The 16,532-nt window shown below is 75.0% G+C and carries 18 protein-coding genes; 11 read left to right on the top strand and 7 right to left on the bottom strand.

Going from position 1 to position 16,532, the window contains the following annotated elements; translation table 11 throughout:
* Position 1 precedes the first annotated feature (1 nt).
* Positions 2-760 (top strand): nucleotidyltransferase domain-containing protein, encoded by a 759-nt coding sequence (locus tag ABTY59_RS22015; protein ID WP_352020698.1) that lies wholly within the window; start codon positions 2-4, stop codon positions 758-760.
* 149 nt (positions 761-909) lie between these two features.
* On the opposite strand, the gene ABTY59_RS22010 is transcribed toward ABTY59_RS22015, so the two are convergent.
* Both ABTY59_RS22010 and ABTY59_RS22005 read right to left on the bottom strand, forming a co-directional pair.
* Positions 910-1,599, bottom strand: coding sequence for a nucleotidyltransferase domain-containing protein (locus ABTY59_RS22010; RefSeq protein WP_352020697.1), 690 nt, complete (start codon positions 1,597-1,599; stop codon positions 910-912).
* Positions 1,600-1,609: 10 nt separating this feature from the next.
* Entirely contained in the window at positions 1,610-2,086 is a 477-nt protein-coding gene (locus ABTY59_RS22005) for a Rieske (2Fe-2S) protein (RefSeq protein WP_352020696.1), read from the bottom strand.
* Between the two features lie 131 nt (positions 2,087-2,217).
* Between ABTY59_RS22005 and ABTY59_RS22000 the strand changes: the two genes are divergently transcribed.
* From ABTY59_RS22000 to der, 6 genes are all read left to right on the top strand, one after another.
* The gene (locus ABTY59_RS22000) at positions 2,218-2,721 is read left to right on the top strand and encodes a YidB family protein (RefSeq protein WP_403538904.1); all 504 of its coding nucleotides are present in this window, start codon (positions 2,218-2,220) and stop codon (positions 2,719-2,721) included.
* Between the two features lie 105 nt (positions 2,722-2,826).
* Positions 2,827-3,189, top strand: a complete 363-nt coding sequence (gene aroH / locus ABTY59_RS21995; RefSeq protein ID WP_352020694.1) for a chorismate mutase — start codon at positions 2,827-2,829, stop codon at positions 3,187-3,189.
* Positions 3,186-4,274, top strand: a complete 1,089-nt coding sequence (locus ABTY59_RS21990) for a prephenate dehydrogenase (protein ID WP_352020693.1) — start codon at positions 3,186-3,188, stop codon at positions 4,272-4,274. Before aroH ends, ABTY59_RS21990 begins: the two co-directional genes overlap by 4 nt.
* A 217-nt stretch (positions 4,275-4,491) precedes the next feature.
* Positions 4,492-5,166, top strand: coding sequence for a (d)CMP kinase (gene cmk, locus ABTY59_RS21985; RefSeq protein WP_352020692.1), 675 nt, complete (start codon positions 4,492-4,494; stop codon positions 5,164-5,166).
* On the top strand, positions 5,121-5,807 hold the full coding sequence (locus ABTY59_RS21980) for a lysophospholipid acyltransferase family protein (RefSeq protein WP_352020691.1): 687 nt from the start codon (positions 5,121-5,123) through the stop codon (positions 5,805-5,807). The genes cmk and ABTY59_RS21980 overlap by 46 nt, the downstream gene beginning before the upstream one ends.
* A gap of 76 nt (positions 5,808-5,883) precedes the next feature.
* Complete coding sequence (der, locus tag ABTY59_RS21975; RefSeq protein WP_352020690.1) at positions 5,884-7,332, top strand: ribosome biogenesis GTPase Der; 1,449 nt, start codon at positions 5,884-5,886, stop codon at positions 7,330-7,332.
* An 83-nt stretch (positions 7,333-7,415) separates the two neighbouring features.
* Here der and ABTY59_RS21970 read toward each other — a convergent pair whose 3' ends face one another.
* Both ABTY59_RS21970 and ABTY59_RS21965 read right to left on the bottom strand, forming a co-directional pair.
* The gene (locus ABTY59_RS21970; protein WP_352020689.1) at positions 7,416-7,727 is read right to left on the bottom strand and encodes a hypothetical protein; all 312 of its coding nucleotides are present in this window, start codon (positions 7,725-7,727) and stop codon (positions 7,416-7,418) included.
* 140 nt (positions 7,728-7,867) lie between these two features.
* Positions 7,868-8,650, bottom strand: coding sequence for a DUF8842 C-terminal domain-containing protein (locus tag ABTY59_RS21965; RefSeq protein WP_352020688.1), 783 nt, complete (start codon positions 8,648-8,650; stop codon positions 7,868-7,870).
* 227 nt (positions 8,651-8,877) lie between these two features.
* Between ABTY59_RS21965 and ABTY59_RS21960 the strand changes: the two genes are divergently transcribed.
* Complete coding sequence (locus tag ABTY59_RS21960; protein ID WP_352020687.1) at positions 8,878-9,576, top strand: LysM peptidoglycan-binding domain-containing protein; 699 nt, start codon at positions 8,878-8,880, stop codon at positions 9,574-9,576.
* Positions 9,577-9,580: 4 nt separating this feature from the next.
* Here ABTY59_RS21960 and ABTY59_RS21955 read toward each other — a convergent pair whose 3' ends face one another.
* From ABTY59_RS21955 to ABTY59_RS21945, 3 genes are read right to left on the bottom strand one after another with little or no spacing between them, the layout of a single operon-like run.
* On the bottom strand, positions 9,581-10,240 hold the full coding sequence (locus ABTY59_RS21955; RefSeq protein WP_352020686.1) for an ATP-binding cassette domain-containing protein: 660 nt from the start codon (positions 10,238-10,240) through the stop codon (positions 9,581-9,583).
* Positions 10,237-12,861, bottom strand: coding sequence for an ABC transporter permease subunit (locus ABTY59_RS21950; RefSeq protein ID WP_352020685.1), 2,625 nt, complete (start codon positions 12,859-12,861; stop codon positions 10,237-10,239). Before ABTY59_RS21950 ends, ABTY59_RS21955 begins: the two co-directional genes overlap by 4 nt.
* Entirely contained in the window at positions 12,849-13,250 is a 402-nt protein-coding gene (locus ABTY59_RS21945; RefSeq protein ID WP_352020684.1) for a hypothetical protein, read from the bottom strand. Before ABTY59_RS21945 ends, ABTY59_RS21950 begins: the two co-directional genes overlap by 13 nt.
* Positions 13,251-13,369: 119 nt before the next feature.
* Between ABTY59_RS21945 and ABTY59_RS21940 the strand changes: the two genes are divergently transcribed.
* From ABTY59_RS21940 to ABTY59_RS21930, 3 genes are all read left to right on the top strand, one after another.
* Positions 13,370-13,885: an MTB12 C-terminal domain-containing protein gene (locus ABTY59_RS21940; RefSeq protein WP_352020683.1), complete on the top strand. Its 516-nt coding sequence runs from the start codon at positions 13,370-13,372 to the stop codon at positions 13,883-13,885.
* The gene (locus ABTY59_RS21935; protein ID WP_352020682.1) at positions 13,863-15,155 is read left to right on the top strand and encodes an ABC transporter substrate-binding protein; all 1,293 of its coding nucleotides are present in this window, start codon (positions 13,863-13,865) and stop codon (positions 15,153-15,155) included. Before ABTY59_RS21940 ends, ABTY59_RS21935 begins: the two co-directional genes overlap by 23 nt.
* 73 nt (positions 15,156-15,228) lie before the next feature.
* Positions 15,229-16,503, top strand: a complete 1,275-nt coding sequence (locus ABTY59_RS21930; RefSeq protein ID WP_352020681.1) for a glycosyltransferase — start codon at positions 15,229-15,231, stop codon at positions 16,501-16,503.
* The last annotated feature ends 29 nt before the right edge of the window (positions 16,504-16,532 follow it).

The raw sequence follows: 16,532 nt of genomic DNA, 5'->3' as shown, positions 1-16,532 counted from the left end.
CGTGACCCTCACCCTGGACCCGGACCGCGACCTCTCCGCCGTCGTCGCGGAACAGCCCGACCCCCTGCTCTTCGCGACCGTCTCCGGCGCGCACCTCTACGGCTTCCCGTCCCGCGACTCGGACGTCGACCTGCGCGGTGCCCACCTGCTGCCCGTCGACGCCCTGATCGGCCTGCGCGAACCGGAGGAGACCCGCAGCCGGATGTGGGACCGGGACGGCGTCGAGATGGACCTCGTCACCCACGACCTGCGGAAGTTCGCGCGGCTGATGCTCCGCCGCAACGGCTACGTCCTGGAGCAGCTCACCTCCCCGCTCGTCGCGCACACGACGGAGACCCACGCCGAGCTGGTCTCGCTCGTGCCGGAGCTGCTCACCCGCCACCACGCCCACCACTACCGGGGCTTCGCGGGCACGCAGTGGCGGCTCTTCGAGAGCAGCGGCGAGCTCAAGCCGCTGCTCTACACCTACCGGGCGCTGCTCACCGGCATCCACCTGATGCGCTCGGGCGAGGTGCAGGCCCATCTGCCGACCCTCGTGGCGGAGGTGGCCGAGGCTCCCGCCCGGCTCCCCGACCTCGTCGCGGCGAAGGCGGCGGCCGAGCACGGAGCGGCCGAGGTCGACCCCGAGGCCGTGCGGGCCGAGACGGAGGCCCTGCACGGCGTCCTGGACGCGGCCCAGGCGGCCTCGGGGCTCCCGGAGGCGGTGCGCGTCCACGACGCGCTCCACGACCTCGTCGTACGGGCCCGGCTAGTGCTGTGACCGGAAAGGTTCACCGGGTCGCGACGCCCGGCACGGCACCTCGCCGCGTTGTCGGCCCTCGCGAGTACGTCCAGTACGAGCCGAGGCCCTCCGCCTTGCGATGCACCGCACCGGACGCCGCGACCCGGCAAACCTTGCCGGCCACAGCACTAGCGCACGCCGAGCGCTGAGGAGCGACGGGCCCGGGTCAGGAAGTCCTGGATCCGCGGCTCGTCCGGGGCGGCGGGGAGCGGGGTGCTGTCGTGGGCCCGGTCGGCCTCCTCCTGGAGGCGGTTCATCCAGGACTCGACCTCCGCCCAGGGCACCTCGCCGCGCTTCACGGCGAGGAGGCGCTCGCGGTCCTCGCCGACGTCGATGCGGAGCTCGCCCGTGCGCAGCAGGTCGCGGCAGCTCGTCAGGAGCCGCAGCAGGTGCATGGCGTGCTTCCAGCGCGGGTGGCCGTGCTGGCGGACGTCGGCGTCCAGCTTGCGGCGCTGACCGCCCGCGTACCGCACGAAGGTCTGGTGGGCCCGGCGGGACAGGAAGGACCCGCGCAGGGAGAGCAGCTCGCGGCCCCAGTCGTCGACGTGCTGGACCACGGGGGAGTGCAGGGACTCCAGGACGTTCGGGTTGTTGCGCAGGGCCAGCTCGCAGAAGCGTTCCAGCTCCCAGCTGAACTGCTCCTCGCCCGGCCCCTCCACGTGCGCCGGCGGCTTGTCGAAGCGCCAGAAGAGCGGGGTCGGCGCGAGGTACACGCCCCGCACGTCCGTGTCGCTGTCCTCGGTCGCGAGACCGAAGGCGCGCGAGCCCATCACGCAGGAGTAGATCGTGTGCTCGCGCACCAGCTCGTCCGGAGTCATGCCGGGCAGATTACGCCAGGGTGATCTCTTCCCCCGAGACAATAATCTTCTCCTCCGGCAGCGGCCGGGGAGCAGGTCCCGCCGCCACCGAGCCGTCGGTGACGCGGAACTTCGAACCGTGGCAGGGGCAGTCGATCGTTCCGTCCGCCACCTTGTTCACCGTGCACCCCTGATGGGTGCAGATCGCGGAGAACGCCTTGAACTCGCCCTCCGTCGGCTGCGTCACGACCACCTTCCGCTCCGCGAAGACCGTGCCCCCGCCCACCGGGATCCGGGACGTCCTGGCCAGCGGGGCGGGGCCGCTGGGAGCGGCCGTGCCCGTGGCCGGCCCGCTGGTGGCCGGAGCGCTCGTGTCGGCGCCGGCGGTGGCCGGTGTGCCCGTGTCCGTGCCGCCGTCACCCCCGTCGCCGTCGTCCGAGCCGCAGCCCGTCGTCAGGGCCGCCGCGGCGAACAGGACGGTACGACGTGTCGTGGCGCTCGAAGTCATGCCGCCAGCTTGGCCGCGGATCGCCTTCGGGGCCCGCAACACGCCGCGCACCCGGCCCGGCTCCCTCGCACGGCCCCGCCGCCCACCCGGCCCGGCCTCCCCCGCGCGGCCCCGCCCGGCCCTTACCCCGAGTGGCGGAACACCCCGGTTCGGGTGACATTGGGCGTGTTCCACCCCGGACGAAAGGCAGGACCATGGCGGGTAACGACCTCGGCAGCCTCCTCGGGAGCCTCCTCGGCGGAGGCGCAGGCGGAGGAGGCGGCACCGGGCAGAGCGGCGGCAACGTCCTCGGCTCCCTCCTGGGGGCGCTCATGCGCGGGCAGGGCGGCAGCGGCGGCAACGGCTCGAACCCGCTCGGGGGCCTCCTCGACATGCTCACCAGGTCCGGCCTCACCGACCAGGCCCAGTCCTGGGTCGGCACCGGCGACAACCAGGCCGTCAGCGGCGCCCAGATCGCCGACGCCCTCCCCGACGACACCCTCAAGAAGGTCGCCGCGGAGGCCGGCGTCACCCCGGAGCAGGCCGCCGACGAGATCGCCCGGTCGCTGCCGCAGGCCGTCGACAGACTGACGCCGGACGGCGCGCTGCCGCAGGGCGGCTCCCTGGAGGAGATCATCCGCCGGCAGCAGCTCTGACCGCCCCACGGCGTCCGCCCCGTCTCGGAGGGCGGGCGCCGCGGCGCGCCGTCCCCGCCGCTGACTAGGCTGAACGGAGCACTGACGCAGGCGAAGGAGCACGACGTGGCGGTACGAGCGGTCCGAGGAGCCGTCCAGCTGGAGCGGGACGAGGCCGGACACATGCGCGAGCAGGTCCAGGAGCTGCTCACCGCCGTCCTGGAGCGCAACGGGCTCACCACCGACGACCTCATCAGCATCTGGTTCACGGCGACCCCCGATCTGCACAGCGACTTCCCCGCCGCCGCGGCCCGGCACATCGGGATCGTCGACGTGCCCCTCATCTGCGCACAGGAACTCGACATCGAGGGAGCGATGCCGAGGGTCGTCCGGCTCCTCGCCCACGTCGAGACCGAACTGCCCAAGTCGCGGCTCGCGCACGTCTACCTCGGCGCCGCGGCCGCCCTGCGCAAGGACATCGCCCAGTGAGAACAGCGCTCGTCATCGGCACCGGCCTGATCGGCACCTCCGCCGCCCTCGCCCTCGCGGGCCGGGGCGTCACCGTCCACCTGCGCGACCACGACCCGGCGCGCGCCCGCACGGCCGCCGCGCTCGGCGCCGGCACCGACGAGGCCCCCGAGGGCCCCGTGGACCTCGCCGTCGTCGCCGTGCCCCCGGCGCACGTGGCCGCCACCCTCGCCGAGGCCATGAAGGCCGGCCTGGCCCGCGGCTACCTGGACGTGGCCTCCGTCAAGGGCGGGCCGAAGCGGGAGCTGGAGGCGCTGGGCCTCGACCTCACCGCGTACATCGGCAGCCACCCCATGTCGGGCAAGGAGCGCTCCGGCCCGCTCGCCGCCACCGCCGACCTCTTCGAGGGCCGGCCCTGGGTCCTCACCCCGACCCGCGACACCGACACCGAGGTCCTCAACCTCGCCCTCGAACTCGTCGCCCTCTGCCGGGCCGTGCCCGTCGTCATGGACGCCGACGCGCACGACCGGGCCGTGGCCCTGGTCTCCCACACCCCGCAGCTGGTGTCCTCCATGGTCGCCGCCCGCCTGGAGGCGGCCGAGGAGTCCGCCGTACGGCTCTGTGGGCAGGGCATCCGCGACGTCACCCGGATCGCGGCCTCCGACCCGCGCATGTGGGTCGAGATCCTCTCCGCGAACCCCGGGCCCGTCGCCGACGTCCTCGCCGGCGTCGCCGCCGACCTCGACGAGACCGTCCGCGCGCTGCGGTCCCTCCAGTCCGCCTCCGCGGACGAGCGCCGCGACGGCGCCACGGGCGTCGAGGACGTCCTGCGGCGCGGCAACGCCGGCCGCGCGCGCGTCCCCGGCAAGCACGGTGCCGCGCCCACGGCCTACGAGACCGTCGCCGTCCTCATCAGCGACCAGCCGGGCGAGCTCGCCCGCATCTTCGCCGACGCGGGCCGCGCGGGGGTCAACATCGAGGACGTCCGCATCGAGCACGCGACCGGTCAGCAGGCGGGTCTGGTCCAGCTCATGGTCGAACCGTCCGCGGCGGGGCCGCTGGGGGCGGCGCTCCAGGAACGAGGCTGGTCCCTGCGCACGAGCTGACCCCTCGCCGTCGCGGGTGGCGCCCGCGCCCCGGGTGGGCAGGGGGCCCCGGGCGGGCGGACGTCCCGGGCCCCCACGCGGAACGCCTGCCCGGGACGGGGGCGGGGGCGGCCCCACCACGGGTGGGGCCGAGCGGGGGCTCGGGACTCGGTAACCTTGTGGGGGTCCCTCGCATACCGCCGGGCCTACCGCTCACCCCCAGGAAGGTGTTCCCACCGTGGAATCCGTGATCGTCGCCATCGACGGGCCCTCCGGCACGGGCAAGTCCAGCACCTCCAAGGCGGTCGCCGCCAAGCTGGGGCTGAGCTACCTCGACACCGGTGCCCAGTACCGGGCGATCACCTGGTGGATGATCAGCAACGGCGTCGACGTCACCGACGCCGAGGCCGTCGCGAACGCCGCCGCCAAGCCGGTCATCGTCTCCGGCACCGACCCGGCCCGGCCCACCATCACCGTCGACGGCGCCGACGCGGCCGGTCCCATCCGGACCGAGGAGGTCACCTCCAAGGTGAGCGCCGTCAGCGCCGTCCCCGAGGTGCGCCGTCTGATCACGGAGCTCCAGCGGTCCATCGCCAAGGGCGTGGCGACCGGCATCGTCGTCGAGGGCCGGGACATCGGCACCACGGTGCTGCCCGACGCCGATCTGAAGATCTTCCTCACCGCCTCGCCCGAGGCCCGTGCCGCCCGCCGCTCCGGCGAGCTCAAGGGCGCCGACGTGCACGCCACGAAGGAGGCCCTGATCAAGCGGGACGCGGCGGACGCCGGCCGTAAGACCTCCCCGCTGGCCAAGGCGGGCGACGCCGTCGAGGTCGACACCACCGACCTCACCCTGGAGCAGGTCATCGAGTGCGTCGTCACCCTCGTCGAGGAGAAGCGGGCGGTCGCCAGGTGACCGTGCCCTCCGCGAAGGGCGCCGCCGTCGGCCGTCGCATCGGCATCGGACTGATGTACGGCTTCTGGAAGCCGCGCGTCCTCGGCGCCTGGCGGGTGCCGGCCTCCGGCCCCGTCATCCTCGCCGTCAACCACGCGCACAACATCGACGGCCCCATGCTCATGGGCACCGCCCCGCGGCCCGTGCACTTCCTCATCAAGAAGGAGGCGTTCGTCGGCCCGCTCGGCAGCTTCCTGGAGGGCATCGGGCAGCTGAAGGTGGACCGGGAGTCGACCGACCGCAACGCGATAGGCAACGCCCTGGGCGTCCTGGAGCAGGGCGGCGTCCTGGGGATCTTCCCCGAGGGCACCCGGGGCGACGGCGACTTCGCCTCGCTCCGCGCGGGCCTGGCGTACTTCGCCGTCCGCAGCGGCGCGCGGATCGTCCCGGTCGCCGTCCTGGGCAGCACCGCGCGCCGCGGGCGGGTGGTCAAGGCACTGCCCCCGCTGCGGGCCCGCGTCGACGTCGTCTTCGGTGACGCGTTCGACGCGGGGGACGGCTCCGGCCGCCGCACCCGCAAGGCGCTCGACGAGGCCACCGTACGGATCCAGGGGAAGCTCACCGCCCACCTGGAAAACGCCAGGCGCCTCACCGGGCGCTGAGCGACACTCTCAGTAGTGGCCCCACGGCTCCGGCCGTCCGGGACCACCGACCACGAATGATCAAGGAACGGACTTCATGAACGACCAGCACGACCACGGGGCACTTGGCGACGCCGAGTACGCGGAGTTCATGGAGCTCGCCGCGGAAGAGGGCTTCGACGCCGCGGACGTCGAGGGCGCGATCGAGGAGGCCGGCCACGGCCCCCTCCCGGTCCTCGCCGTCGTCGGCCGTCCGAACGTCGGCAAGTCGACCCTGGTGAACCGCATCATCGGCCGCCGCGAGGCCGTCGTCGAGGACAAGCCGGGCGTCACCCGCGACCGCGTCACGTACGAGGCCGAATGGGCCGGCCGCCGCTTCAAGGTCGTCGACACCGGCGGCTGGGAGCAGGACGTCCTCGGCATCGACGCCTCCGTCGCCGCCCAGGCCGAGTACGCCATCGAGGCCGCCGACGCCTGCCTGTTCGTCGTGGACGCCACCGTCGGCGCCACCGACACCGACGAGGCCGTCGTCAAGCTGCTGCGCCGCGCCGGGAAGCCCGTCGTGCTGGCCGCCAACAAGGTCGACGGCCAGTCCGGCGAGGCCGACGCCGCGATGCTCTGGTCCCTGGGCCTCGGCGAGCCGTTCCCCGTCTCCTCGCTGCACGGCCGCGGCACCGGCGACCTCCTCGACGAGGTGCTGCGCAAGCTCCCCGAGGCGCCCGAGCAGCGCTTCGGCAACGCGGTCGGCGGCCCCCGCCGCATCGCGCTCATCGGCCGCCCGAACGTCGGCAAGTCCTCCCTGCTCAACAAGGTGGCGGGCGAGGACCGGGTCGTCGTCAACGAGCTGGCCGGCACCACCCGCGACCCGGTCGACGAGCTCATCGAGCTCGGCGGCGTGACGTGGAAGTTCGTCGACACCGCCGGCATCCGCAAGAAGGTCCACCTCCAGGAGGGCGCGGACTACTACGCCTCCCTGCGGACCGCGGCCGCCGTCGAGAAGGCGGAGGTGGCCGTCATCCTCATCGACACCACCGACAACATCTCGGTCCAGGACCAGCGCATCATCACGATGGCGGTCGAGTCGGGCCGCGCCATCGTCATCGCCTACAACAAGTGGGACGAGCTCGACGAGGAGCGCCGCTACTACCTCGAGCGCGAGATCGAGACCGAGATGCAGCAGGTCGCCTGGGCGCCCCGGGTCAACGTCTCCGCCAAGACCGGCCGCCACATGGAGAAGCTGGTCCCGGCCATCGAGACCGCGCTCGCCGGCTGGGAGACCCGCGTCCCCACCGGCCGGCTCAACGCCTTCCTGGGCGAGATCGTCGCCGCCCACCCGCACCCGGTCCGCGGCGGCAAGCAGCCCCGCATCCTCTTCGGCACGCAGGCCGGCACCAAGCCGCCGCGCTTCGTGCTCTTCGCCTCCGGCTTCCTGGAGGCCGGCTACCGCCGCTTCATCGAGCGCCGGCTGCGCGAGGAGTTCGGCTTCGAGGGCACCCCGATCCACATCTCGGTCCGGGTCCGCGAGAAGCGCGGCCGCAAGAAGTAGCACGCGCGGTACGAGACACGGCGAGGGCCGGGACCCGTTTCGGGTCCCGGCCCTCGGCCGTTCGGTGCTCGGTACGCGCCCGGCTAGACGCCTCTGCGGGGCCCCGGTGGCAGAGCCGCCTGGACGTGCCCGTGCTGCGCCGACCACGCCGTCGGGTACGCCGCCGCGTGCCGGTGCCCGTACACGCCCGTGCTCAGGACGGTGCCGAAGGCCCGGAAGCCCAGCTCCTCCTCACCGCTGCGGTCGCCCGGCAGCGTACGGAACGACCTGAGGTACTCCGCGTACAGGGCGTCGTAGATCGGCGTGGGCGAAGGGCCCGCCGACGCGTCCCGCGCGGGGCGCATCGACGGGATCTGGCTCGGATACGGCTGGAGGAACGGGTCGTATGGGTGCACATAGGTGCCAACGACACCGACGCCCGTCGGATGCGGGCGGCTCTCCGAAAGGGGAGCGCTCCGGGGACGCGGAACGGTCGGCGCACCCGCCCACGCCCCCGGCGGCCGCCCTCGCCCTAAGCCGGGCCGGGCCTCGTCCATCAGGTGCCGGCCAGCGGCATCGCGGCGGCCACCAGACGGCCGTTCGCCGCGGCCTTCTCCAGGGCGTCGCGGAGCAGGTCCTCGCGCGGTTGCTGGCCGATCGAGCCGACCGGGGCCGCGAAGACCAGGACCGTGTGCGACTTGTTGGCCGCCGCGCGCCAGCCCTCGGTGACCTGCAGCGGCTGGTGCGCCTGCCACCAGGCGGCCTGCCCGGCGCCCCCCGGCCCCGGCTGGAGCACGGAGTGCAGCTGGCCCATCGCGACCAGGACCGACCAGCCCGGCAGCCCGGCCGGCTTCTCGCCCAGGTCCATGACCGGCTGGAAGCCCTGCTCGGTCAGGAGCGACAGGAACTCGTCGGTGAGGCCGTCCGTGCCCGGACGGGCCACCGGTGCGGTCGGCTCCACGACGAGCGCCGGGTGCAGCTCGCCGTCGATCAGGACGAGACCGCTGGTGACGCCGAGCACGGCCTGCTCGGGGTGGGCCGCGGACAGCGCGTCGGCGGCGTCGGAGGCCGTGATGGAGGCGACGGCGCCCTGGAGCTGCTCCTCGGCGACCCGGACGACCTGCGACGGGATGCAGCTGGCGTGGGCGAACGCGAGGACCGCGGTCTCGTCGCCGACGAACAGCACCGTGCTGGTGCGCTCCTGGTCGGAGTCCCCCGGGGTGCGGCAGGACGTGCAGTCGTAGCTGCCCGGGGCGTTGTCGCCGGCGAGCAGCCGGTCCGCTTCTTCGTCGCCGATCTCGGCGCGTACGTCCTCGCTGACGTCGAGCATGCGCGGCACGGGGGGCTCCCTGGACTCGGTACGGGGGGACGCCGGGCCGTTCCCGGGCGCCTCATGCCGAGTTCAACGGGTCAGCCTCGGCCTGGGTCACGCGCGGAAGCGGGGCAACTTGCCGGAGGCTCGTGCGGCCGGGGTCGTCGGGGGCCGTGACTCCGACCGGGTGGGGTGTGAACAGTGTTCCGCGCGGCACGGGCGGGCGGCGGCGGGAGGCTGCCTAGCCTTCCCCGATGTCGAAGATCCGATTTTGGACGGCCGGTTCCCTCGTGGCGGCGTCCGCGGCCGCGCTCCTGACCCTGGCTCCGGCGCCCGCCGCCCACGCCCGGGACCTGCCGGACCACGTCCGGACCGTGCGGGACGTGCGGGACGCGCCGGACGGGGTGCGGGACGTGCGGGACGCGCCGGACGAGGTGCGGGACGTGCCGGACGGGGCGGCGGAGGCCTCGGCGGCGCTCCTCGGCGCGGCGGACGCGCTCCGGGAGGCGGCCGCCTCCGTGCCCGCGTACGCCTGCGCCCAGGACCAGTGGCCCTGGGGCTGCGTCGCCGAGTGCGAGAGCAGCGGGAACTGGCACACCAACACCGGCAACGGCTTCTACGGCGGGCTCCAGTTCTGGCATCCCACGTGGGTCGAGCACGGCGGCCTGGCGTACGCCCCGCGCGCCGACCTCGCGACCCGGCAGCAGCAGATCACCGTCGCCGAGGAGGTGCTGCGCACCCAGGGGTGGGGCGCCTGGCCGGTGTGCTCCCGGCGGTACGGCCTGTCCGGACGGGTCCACACCGTCCAGCGCGGCGACACGCTCGGCTCGATCGCCCGCCGCTTCGCGATCAAGGGCGGCTGGCAGGCGCTGTACGCGGCGAACCGGAGCGTGATCGGCCCCGATCCGAACCGGATCGTCGTCGGCACCATGCTGCGGATCGCCCCGCTCTGAGACGTCACCCGTACTCGGCCGGCTCCCCGCTCGACGCGCGGGAGCCCCGCCGCAGCTCGTGCACCACCGTCCCGGGCGGCAGCCCGTCCGGCACCCGCTGCTCGGCCAGGACGACGGCCGCGCCGTGCTCCACGGCGAGCGCCGCCAGCATCCGGTACGTGCGGGCCGCGACCGGGGGCGCCAGGCCGAGCGCGGGCTCGTCGACGAGCACCACGCGCGCGCGTGGCGTCAGGAACGCGCGGGAAAGCGCGAGCATCCTGCGCTCCCCGCCGGACAGCGTCCCGGCCCTCCTGGCCAGGAAGGGAACCAGTTCCGGGTACGGGGCGGTGGCGTCGGCCGGCGGCACCCCGGGCGCGGCGAGCGCCAGGTTCTCGGCGACGGTCAGGCCCGGGTACACCGCCCGCAGATCCGGTACGAAGCACAGTCCGCGGCGCGCCCGCCCGTGCGCCGGGAGACGGGTCACGTCGGCCCCGCGCCACTCCACCCGGCCCGCCGACAGGCCCACCGTGCCCGCGAGCGCCCGCAGGGCCGTCGTCCGGCCCGCGCCGTTCCTGCCCAGGAGAACGGTCACCGCCCCGGCGGGCACGGGCAGGTCGAGGCCGTGCAGGGCCTCCAGCGGGCCGTAGCGGACCCGGGCGGTGCGCAGGGCGATCTCGACGCTCACGACAGGATCCGGCCCCCCTCCATGGTGTGCACCGTGTGCGCGATCCCGGCGACCAGGTCCGGGTCGTGCTCCACGACGAGGACCGTCAGGCCGTCCGCCGCGAGGGCCGCCAGGATCCGGCCGAGCGCGGCGGTCTCGGCGGCGTCCAGGCCGGCGGCCGGTTCGTCGAGGAGCAGCGTGTGCGGCCGCCCCGCCAGCGCGCGGGCCAGCTCGACCCGGCGCAGCGTCCCGGTGGGCAGGTCCGCGGCCCGCCGGTGCCGTACCGGGCCGTCGAGCCCGAGCAGCCGCAGGCTCCGCTCCACGTCGGCCGGGTCGCCGCCCCCGCCGCGCTGCTCCTCGCCGAGGCGGACGTTCTCCTCGACGGTGAGCGAGGGGAAGACGGCCAGCCGCTGGAAGGTCCGGGCGATGCCCAGGCGGGTCCGCGCGTGCGGGGACCGGGAGGTGATGTCGGTGCCGTCGAGCGTGATCCGGCCCTCGCCGCGGCGGGGGCGGAGGGTCCCGGCGAGGCAGTCGAAGAGGGTGCTCTTGCCGGCGCCGTTGGGCCCGACGAGGGCGGTGACGCGGGCGGGGGAGAGGACGAGGGTGACGTGGGAGAGGGCGGTGACCCCTCCGGGGTAGGTGAGGGAGAGATCGTGCACGCGGAGCCCTTGGCGGGCGGCGGGCGGGGGAGCGTGAGGGTGCCGCAGGGCTCCGGCCGCGCGGGCGTGCGGGTCCGGCCGGGCTCCGGCCGCGCGGGCGGGCGGGTCCGGCCGGGCTCCGGGCGGGGTGGTGTCGGGGGCCGGCCGGGCTTCGGCCGGAGCGGTGTCGGGGGCCGGTCGGGCTTCGGGCGGGGTGGTCCGGGGGCGTGCCCCCGGGGCTTCGCGTGCCGTGGGCAGGAGGCTCGTCAGGGGCGGGATCCGGGGGGTCAGGATCGCCAGGAGGCCGATCAGGGCCGCTGCCGTGCCCGCCTGGGGGCCCGCGTCCAGGGTCGTCAGGAGGGCCGCCGCCGCCAGGGGCGTGAGCAGGCTGTCCGCGCCCAGGACCAGGACCGCCGCGAACCACAGCAGGCCGCGTACCGGGTCGTACGCCTCCGCGTCGAAGGCCCGCAGGCCCAGGCCGAGGAGCCCGCCGCCGAGGGCCGCCAGGGCCGCGCCCAGGACGAAGGCCAGGAGCTTGAGCCGCGGCACGGGGACGCCCGCCGCCTCCGCGCCCGCCTCGTGGTCCCGCAGGGCGGCGAGCGCCCTGCCCGCACGGCCCCGGCGCAGAGCCGCGACCAGGGCCAGGCAGCCGGCCAGCACGACCAGCTCCAGGGCGTAGAAGGCGCGGTCGTCGGAGAAGCCCGCCGGGCGGTCGAGTTCCAGGCCCGCCGTCGCGTACGGCTGGGTCAGGACGAAGCGGCTCACCGCCACCCCCACGGCGAGGGTGGCCAGGGCGAGCGCCAGGCCGTGCCGCCGGATCGCCGGCCACCCCGTCACCAGCCCCGTCACCGCCACGAGCGGCACCGCGAGACCGAGGGCCAGGAGCGCGGGGACGCCCGCGGCCGCCAGGAGGCCCGTGAACAGCGCGCCGAGGCCCGCGTACGCCGCCTGGCCCAGCGCGATCTGCCCGCCCCGGCCCGCGACCACGACCAGCGACAGGAGGACGACGGCGAGCGCGGGGACCTGGACGGCCGTGCTCAGGTCGGGGCCCGCGAGGCCCAGCGGGAGGAGGAGCAGGACGCCCACCACCAGCCACAGGGCCACCGGGACCCGGGTGGCGCGCGTGGGCGGCGGCAGGGCGTCCCTGCCCTTGCCGCCGACCCCCGGCAGGACGAGCGCCGCCACCAGGAGCGCGACCACGAACAGGTTCGCCCCGACGGCCCGGAGCAGCGGTTCCGCCCAGCCCTCCGGGTGCAGCCGGGTCAGCTGCGCCTGGGCGACGCCGATCGCGAGCGCGGCTCCCACGGCCACCGGCAGCGACCGCATCCGGGCGATCACGGCGACCGCGATCACCTCGACGACGAGCAGCGGCAGCCCGTACGGGTCGAGCCGCACGTACGGGGCGAGCAGGACACCCGTCAGCCCGGCCGTGAACGAGCCGAACGCCCAGCCCGCCGCCGCGACCCGGTCCGCGTCGATCCCCGCGAGGACCGCGAGCGGGCGGTTGTCCACGACGGCCCGCAGTTCTCGGCCGAACCGGGTCCACCGGGTCACCGCCCCCACCAGACACGCCAGCGCCACCACCGCCGCGAGCTGGGCCCACGGCTCGTCGCCGAGCAGCACCGGCGCGTCGTCCCTGGCCCCCGGGCCCCACAGCAGCACCGCCCCGCCCACCAGGAGGACGAACACGCCGATCGTCGCCACCAGGGTCCGCGCCGGATTCGAGCCGCGGAGCGCCAGGGGACGGAAGACGCCGAGGTCGAGGGCGAGGCCGAGGGCGGGGGCCACGACCAGGAGCGTGACCAGGGCCCCCAGGGGCAGCGGCCAGCCCCAGTCGACGACCAGCTGGCGGAGCACGTACGCGCAGACCATGGCGACGGCGCCGTGCGCCAGGTTCAGGACCCCCGTCGCCCGGTAGGTGACGACGAGCCCGATGCCGGTGAGCGCGGCGGCGCCGCCCACCGCGAGGCCGGCGAGCGTCAGCTCGTACGTCAGGGTGGCCACGGCTCACACACCGGGCAGGGGGCGAGTTCCGCGTCCGCCACCTCCACGGCCTCCTCCTTGCCCGCCACGAGCGGGCAGTCGGGACGGTGCGCGAGGGTCCCGCCCGGGACCCGCAGGAAGGGGCCGTCCGCGGACGGCGGGGGAGTCCCCTCGGGGCCGTCGGGGGGCCGCGGTTCCGGAGGGCGTACGGGAAGCAGCGCGCCCGACCCGACGAGGACCGCGCCCGCCACGAGCAGCGCGGCCCCCGGCACCGTGCAGGAGGCCAGGTAGGGCAGCTGGCGCTCCGCGAAGCGCTCGCCGGAGATCCCGTACCAGCCGAGCACGCAGAGCACCGCGCCCCCGGCGGCCGCCGCGAGACCGCTCCACAGCAGGATCCGGGATGTCGGCACGGGGCTTCCCTCGCCTCCTCTGCTGTCTCTTTCCTTGCACTATGCCCTGATCCGTCCCACCCTGGTAACACCAGCACGCCGGCCACTCAGGGCCGGCGAGACACCCGGTGGTGAGCCAGATGGTCGTCGATCGACGCGGGGGGCGCTCCCGCCTCACGGTCCTCGGGGCCGTCGCCGTCCTCGCCCTGGCTCCCGCCCTCGCGAGCTGCTCGGACGACGGAGGGACGAACGGCGGCGGCACGGCCTCCTCCTCCTCCTCGCCGCCCGCCTCGGCCGGTCCCGCCGACCCGGCCGCCGCCAAGGCCGAGATCACCCGGAACTGGACCGCGTTCTTCGACCCGGGGACGCCCGTCGCCGAGAAGGTGAGGCTCCTGGAGAACGGGGAGCGGCTGCGGCCCGTCCTCGCCGCCTTCGCCGCGGACAAGAACGCGGCCATGACCTCCGCCAAGGTCACCGGCGTCGACTTCACCTCGGCCGCCGGCGCGAACGTCACCTACGACCTGCTGGTCGGCGGGAACCCGGCCCTGCCCGGCGCCCAGGGCACCTCCATCCTCCAGAACGACACCTGGAAGGTCTCCGTGAAGACCCTGTGCGGCCTGGTCGAGCTGAGCGGTGTCACCGTTCCGGGCTGCTGAGGCGGTCACGGCGCTGCTCCTGGCCGCGCTGCTCGCCCTCCTCACGGGATGCGGCAGCCGGCTCCCGGAGCGCGCCTTCGAGACGCGGCCCACCGCCAACCCCTCCGGCGGTGAGCCGCTCCGCGTCGGCATCATCACCAGCACCACCAGTCCGGTCGGCGGACCGGCCTTCACCGGACCGCGCGACGGGGCCCGCGCCTGGTTCGACGCCCTCAACGCGCGCGGTGGCCTCGACGGACGCCGGATCGAGGTCGAGACCTGCGACGACGGCGGCAGCGGCGTCGGCAACAACGCGTGCGTGCACCGGCTGATCGACGAGCGGCGCGTCTTCGCCCTCGTCGCCACCACCGCCCTCGACTACGCGGGTGCCCCGCTCGTCGCCCGCGCCGAAGTCCCCGACATCGGCGGGCAGCCCCTCACCCCCGCCTACGACACCTATCCGCACCTCTACGGCATCTACGGCAGCTCCGCCCCGCGCACCGGCCGCGCACCCGGCTGGGACGGCACCCTCTACGGCGGCACCGAGGTCTACCGCTGGTTCCGGAAGGAACTCGGCGCGCGGACCGCGGCCGTCGTCTCCTACAACCAGACCGCCTCCGCCGCCTACGCCCGGCTCGTCGCACGCGGGCTGCGCGCCGAGGGCTACCGCGTGGTCCAGGAACAGGTCGACTTCGCGCTGCCCAACTTCCGCGCGGTCGCCGCCGATCTGCGGGCCGAACACGCCGACGTCGTCTTCGACGCCATGGACACCCACGGCAACGTGCGGCTGTGCGAGGCGATGGAGACGCTCGGGGTCCGGGTCGCCGCCAAGGTGACCAACGTGCAGAACTGGTCCTCGGCCGTCTCCCGCGACTACGCCCGCGCCCCCGGCTGCCGGGCCTCGCTGTGGGTGACGGGCTCCAGCCGGAACTACGAGGACACCGGGCACCCGGCCGTCCGCGCGTTCCGCACGGCCCTGGGCGACCGGCCGCCGTCCCAATGGCAGCTGGAGGGGTGGGCGGCGGCCATGTGGTTCACCGACGCGGCCCGCTCCTGTCTGGCCCGGGGGGCCCTCACCCGGGGCTGCGTCGAGGAGTTCATGAACCGCCCCGAGCCGTACACCGCGAGCGGACTGCTGCTGCCCGTGCGCTTCGAGCACCTGGCCCGGCCGCCGGCGACCCGGAACACCTGCCTGTCCGTGGCCCGTTGGCAGGACGGCCGGGGGTGGGTGAGCCAGGGCGACATGACGAAGAACTGCGCGACCGTCCCGCAGCTCGGCTACCGGCCGTGAACGGCGCGCCCGCACCGGCAGTACAGTCGGGCAGCGACCGACTGATGACTGACCGGGGGGAACCGGCAGCACGATGCGTATCTCCTTTCTGCTCCACAACGGCTACCACTACGGCGGGACGATCAGGACCACGTTCACCCTCGCCGAGGACCTGGCGGAACGCCACGAGGTGGAGATCGTCTCGGTGTTCCGCCACCGCGACCGCCCGATCCTGGGCCTGCCCTCGGGGGTGACGCTGCGTCACCTCGTCGACCTGCGCAAGGACAGCTCCGGATACGACGGCGACCACCCCGACTTCCACCGGCCCGCCGAGGTGTTCCCGCGCGGCGACGGCCGCTGGAAGCAGTACAGCGCGCTCACCGACGCGCGGATCGGGGAGTACCTGCGCGGCGTGGAGGCCGACGTCCTCGTCGCGACCCGCCCCGGGCTCAACGTGCAGCTCGCCCGGCAGGCCCGGCGGGGGCCGGTCCTCGTCGGCCAGGAGCACCTGATACTGGACGGCCACAGCTACCGGCTGCGCCGGGACATCGGGCACGAGTACGCGCTCCTCGACGCCGTCACCACGGTCACCGAGGCCGACGCCCGCGCCTACCGGAGGCTCCGGCTGCCCGGCGTGCGGATCGAGTCCGTCCCCAACAGCGTGCCCGCGCCCGGCGTACGGCCCGCCGACCCCGCCGCCAGGACCGTCGTCGCGGCCGGCCGGCTGACCCGGGTCAAGCGGTACGACGTCCTGATCGACGCCTTCGCGTCGGTGGCCGCAGACCATCCCGACTGGAAGCTGCGGATCTACGGCTCCGGGGACGCCGTCCAGGACCTCAAGCGGCCGCTGGCCCGCCAGATCGAGAACCTCGGCCTGGGCGGGCAGGTCTTCCTCATGGGGACCGTCACGCCGATGGAACCCGAGTGGGCCAAGGGCTCCCTCGCGGCGGTCACCTCGCAGCGGGAGTCCTTCGGCATGACGATCGTCGAGGCGATGCGGTGCGGTCTTCCGGTGGTCTCCACCGACTGCCCGCACGGGCCCGGCGAGATCATCGAGGACGGGGTCGACGGGCGGCTCGTGCCCGTCGACGACGTCGCGGCGGTCGCGGCGGCGCTCCGCGCGTACGTCGAGGACGAGGAGCTGCGGGCCGAGGCGGGGAAGGCGGCGCTCGCCGCGTCCGAGCGGTTCGACCCGAAGCGGATCGCCGCGCGGCACGAGGCGCTGTGGGAGGAGCTGGTCGCCCGCGGGGCGGGGCGGCGGGCGCACTCCGCCGGGCGGGCCCGGGTCCACCGCGCGGTGGGCCGGGTGATCGACGCGGCCTACACCCAGAAGTCCCGCGCGGGCCGCCTCGTGCGCCGCTTCCGCTGACGGCCCCCGCGCCCCGGCCCGTGCGGGTC

It is taken from the genome of Streptomyces sp. NPDC096079, assembly GCF_040303145.1.
GTDB lineage: Bacteria > Actinomycetota > Actinomycetes > Streptomycetales > Streptomycetaceae > Streptomyces.
Note: the sequence above shows the minus strand (reverse complement) of the source record. Positions and strands in the feature narration are given on the sequence as shown.

Coding starts and splice junctions, on each gene's coding strand:
- ABTY59_RS22010 (WP_352020697.1), bottom strand. CDS start 1,599: ATGACTCCGGACGAGCTGGTGCGCGAGCACACGATCTACTCCTGCGTG.
- ABTY59_RS22005 (WP_352020696.1), bottom strand. CDS start 2,086: ATGACTTCGAGCGCCACGACACGTCGTACCGTCCTGTTCGCCGCGGCG.
- der (WP_352020690.1), top strand. CDS start 5,884: ATGAACGACCAGCACGACCACGGGGCACTTGGCGACGCCGAGTACGCG.
- ABTY59_RS21960 (WP_352020687.1), top strand. CDS start 8,878: ATGTCGAAGATCCGATTTTGGACGGCCGGTTCCCTCGTGGCGGCGTCC.
- ABTY59_RS21940 (WP_352020683.1), top strand. CDS start 13,370: ATGGTCGTCGATCGACGCGGGGGGCGCTCCCGCCTCACGGTCCTCGGG.
- ABTY59_RS21930 (WP_352020681.1), top strand. CDS start 15,229: ATGCGTATCTCCTTTCTGCTCCACAACGGCTACCACTACGGCGGGACG.